This window comes from Saccharopolyspora oryzae, from assembly GCF_027853915.1.
GTDB classification, from domain to species: Bacteria; Actinomycetota; Actinomycetes; order Mycobacteriales; family Pseudonocardiaceae; genus Saccharopolyspora; species Saccharopolyspora oryzae.
This window is the reverse complement of the sequence record NZ_JAQGLA010000172.1, coordinates 1-3430: the sequence shown is the minus strand read 5'-3', so window position 1 is coordinate 3430 and position 3430 is coordinate 1. Positions and strand designations below refer to the sequence as shown.

The following is a 3430-nucleotide window of genomic DNA, read 5'->3' as shown; positions in this document are numbered from 1 at the left end:
GCAGCGCATCGGTGCACGGCGGCGTGCGTCCGGTGTGCGAGCAGGGTTCGAGCGTGACGACCGCGGTGCCGCCCTCGGCCCGCTCCCCCGCCGCGCGCAGCGCGACGACTTCGGCGTGCGGACCGCCCGGGGGCCGGGTCGCGCCGACGCCGACGACCTCGCCGCCGGCACCGAGGATCACGCAGCCGACAGGGGGGTTCGGGCTGGTGGTGCCCCGAACCTGCTCGCTGGCCGCGATCGCGGCTCGCATCGCCTGCTCTTCGCCGCGAACGACCATCGACGTCCTCCCATCGGGTCTCGTGAGCGTTTTGGGTTGCTATAGCGCCCCAAAACGCTCACGAGCCTTGGTCACTGGCGAGCGTGCGCGAAGTTGGGGGCCGCCTTGGCGCGCAGCGCCTCGATCGCCTGGGCCGGGTCGTCGGCGTTGTAGACCGCCGAGCCCGCGACGAAGCAGTCGACGCCCGCCTCGGCCGCCTGCTCGATGGTGTCGGCGTTGATGCCGCCGTCGATCTCCACCAGGAGCTTGAGGTGGCCGGTGTCGACCAGCTCGCGCGCCTTGCGGGCCTTGTCCAGCACGTCGGCCATGAACTTCTGGCCGCCGAAGCCCGGCTCCACCGACATCACCAGCAGGGTGTCGTAGTGCTTGAGCACGTCCAGGTACGGCTCGAGCGGGGTGCCCGGCTTGATCGACAGGCCCGCCTTGGCGCCCGCGGCGCGCAGGTCCTTGGCGATGGCGATCGGGTCCTTGGCGGCTTCGACGTGCACCGTGACGTTGTGGGAGCCGGCCTCGGCGTAGCCGACGGCCCAGCGGTCCGGGTCCTCGATCATCAGGTGGCAGTCGATCGGGATGTCGGTCACCTTCAGGATCGACTCGACCACCGGCAGCCCCAGGGTCAGGTTGGGCACGAAGTGCGCGTCCATCACGTCGACGTGGAGCCAGTCGGCACGCTTGCCGGGCTCGCCGTTCACGGCGGAGATCTCATCGGCGAGGCGGGCGAAGTCTGCGGAGAGGATGGAGGGCGCGATCATCGGCTGGTTCGACACATGCGCGAGTGTAAATCCCGCGCATTCCCCAGCTCAGGTCACCCTCACCACCCGATCGGGCGAGTGGTGAGGGATGGGCGATTTCGCCGGATCGTCCCCGCGGGATCGCCCTCCGACGACTACTGCGCGCTCTCGACCTCGGCCTCGCTCCGAGCCGGTTTGCGGCGGTTGACGACGTAGTAGGCGACGCACAGGACGACGACGAACGGGACGCCGGCCTTCCACGCGGTGTTGAACTGCTCGGTGAACGGCGTGGTCAGCAGGACCGCCGCGACGAACAGCATCGCCAGCACCGTCGTCACCGGAGCGCCCGGCAACCGGACCGGGGAGGGCGGCAGGCCTTCCTTCGTGCGGCGGTGGCGGAACACCAGCTGGCTGGCGAAGATCATCAACCAGGTCACCAGCGCCCCGAACAACGCCAGGCCCAGCAGCATCGCGAACGCGGTGTCCTCGGCGAACACCGCCAGCACCGCGGCCAAGGCCAACCCCGCCGCGGAGAGCACCAAGGACCGGCGCGGCACGCCGCTGCTGCCGACCTTGGCGAACCACTTCGGCGCGTAGCCGTCCATCGCCAGCGAGTGGGTCATCCGCGAGGTGATGTAGAGGTTGGTGTTCATCGCCGACAGCGCCGCGGTGAGCACCACGAAGTTCATGATCCCGGCCGCCGCGGGGATGCCCACCATGCTGAACAGCCGCACGAACGGGCTCTCCGTGACCTCGCCGGAGGACGAGACCTCGTTCCACGGCAGGATCGAGACCACCACGAGCATGCCGAGCACGTAGAACAGCGCCAGCCGCAGCACCATGCCGCGCGCGGCGCGCGGGACGTCCCGGCCCGGGTTGCGGGACTCGGCGGCGGTCATCGACACCGCCTCGGTGCCCAGGTAGGAGAACGTGACCACGGTCAGCGCCAGCCAGACGGCGCCGATGCCGTTGGGCAGGAACCCGCCGTGCTCGGTCAGCGCCCCGACACCGGCCGGCTGCTGGCCGGGCAGGCCGAAGAAGATGTAGAACACGCCCAGGCCGATGAACACCACGATGGTGATGACCTTGATCATGGCGAACCAGTACTCGAACTCGCCGAAGAACCGCACGGCCGCGAAGTTCACCGCCAGCATCATCAGCGAGAACGCCACCACCGGCATCCACAGCGGCAGCTGCGGGTACCAGAACTGCACGTAGAGCCCGGCCGCGATGACCTCGCTGCCGATGTTGACCACCTGCGCGGCCCAGTAGATCCAGCGGGACACGAACCCGGGCAGTCCGCCGAGGTAGCGCTGCACGACCGCGCCGAACCCGCCGGCCTCCGGGTGCACCACGATCATCTCGGCCAGCGCGTAGGCCAGCGCCAGCGCCGCGAACGCGGCCACCGCGTAGGCGATGATCACGGCCGGTCCGGCGATGGAGATCGCCAGCCCCGAGCCGAGGAACAACCCGGTTCCGATCGCACCACCGATGGCGATCATGCCGACCTGGCGGCCGGACAGGTCCCGGCGCAACCCGGACTGCCGTGCCGGTGCGGTCTCCTGTGCCACTGCGCCTCCCACTCGTCGCGCACCGCTCGGTGCGCGACGAGCACCTTACGACGCCCCCACCACCTCCGACTGCCGCGGTTGCGCAGTCGTTGCACAGCCGGGGGGGTGGCCGGGCCCGGGGTCAGCTGGGGAGGGTGAGGTCGATCGGAGTGCCTTCCTCCACCGAACGGCTCACGGTGCAGTACTTCGTGATGGCGCGCTCGACGGCTTCGAGCAGCTTGGTGCGGTCGCCGTCGTCCTCGATCGCGCTGAGGTCCACGTCGAAGCCGACCTGGACGCGGGCGAACTTGTGCTTGTCCTCCGGCACCTTGGTGCGGTCGGCGTGCACGGTCACCTCGGCGTCGTCGCCGAGCCGCCGGACCAGCAGGTTCTCGCTGGTCACCGCGGAGCACGCGGCGATCGCGGCGAGCAGCAGCTCGCCGGGGGTGCACGCGTCGGGGGCGTCCTCCCGGCCGAGCGCGACCCGCCCGCCGCGCGGGTTGGTCGCGAGGAAGGCGTGCTGGCCGGTCCGGGTCACTTCGACCGGAGTGGAAGACATTCGTACCACCTGACGTTCGTTGGAGTTGCCGGCCCAGCCTCGGCGCTGCGACCGTTCGTGGTCAACCATTTCGGGGACCGCGTTGTTCCGACCTGGGATAGAGGACATGACCACTACCGCGGAAGGCCTGCAGCGCCGGTTGACGCTGCGCGACCTGATCGTCTCCGGGCTGCTGTTCATCGGCCCGCTCGCCCCCGTCGGCGTCTTCGGCGTGCTGGACGCGCGCAGCGGCGGCGCGGTGGCGCTGGTGTACGTCGTGGCGACCGTCGCGATGGGGTTCACCGCGTGGTCCTACGCGCGGATGTCGGCCGCA

The 3430-nt window shown here is 70.3% G+C and carries 3 protein-coding genes and 2 pseudogenes; 1 reads left to right on the top strand and 4 read right to left on the bottom strand.

Annotation, left to right across the window (positions count from 1 at the left end):
- The 4 genes and pseudogenes from OU415_RS37975 to OU415_RS37960 all read right to left on the bottom strand — a co-directional run.
- Nucleotides 1-277 (bottom strand): annotated as a pseudogene (locus OU415_RS37975) (bifunctional diaminohydroxyphosphoribosylaminopyrimidine deaminase/5-amino-6-(5-phosphoribosylamino)uracil reductase RibD); the annotation flags it as partial.
- A gap of 71 nt (nt 278-348) precedes the next feature.
- Entirely contained in the window at nt 349-1029 is a 681-nt protein-coding gene (gene rpe, locus OU415_RS37970) for a ribulose-phosphate 3-epimerase (protein ID WP_270954639.1), read from the bottom strand.
- A gap of 134 nt (nt 1030-1163) precedes the next feature.
- Nucleotides 1164-2579 carry an amino acid permease gene (locus tag OU415_RS37965; protein ID WP_270954638.1) on the bottom strand — a complete coding sequence of 472 codons (1416 nt, stop codon included), beginning with the start codon at nt 2577-2579 and terminating at the stop codon, nt 1164-1166.
- Nucleotides 2580-2700: 121 nt separating this feature from the next.
- Nucleotides 2701-3117, bottom strand: coding sequence for an OsmC family protein (locus OU415_RS37960; RefSeq protein ID WP_270954637.1), 417 nt, complete (start codon nt 3115-3117; stop codon nt 2701-2703).
- Nucleotides 3118-3223: 106 nt separating this feature from the next.
- Between OU415_RS37960 and OU415_RS37955 the strand changes: the two are divergent.
- Nucleotides 3224-3430: pseudogene (locus OU415_RS37955) on the top strand (amino acid permease); the annotation flags it as partial.

Bases quoted from the DNA above. Each gene is read 5' to 3' on its own strand.
- OU415_RS37960 (WP_270954637.1), bottom strand. From the start codon at position 3,117: ATGTCTTCCACTCCGGTCGAAGTGACCCGGACCGGCCAGCACGCCTTC.
- rpe (WP_270954639.1), bottom strand. From the start codon at position 1,029: ATGATCGCGCCCTCCATCCTCTCCGCAGACTTCGCCCGCCTCGCCGAT.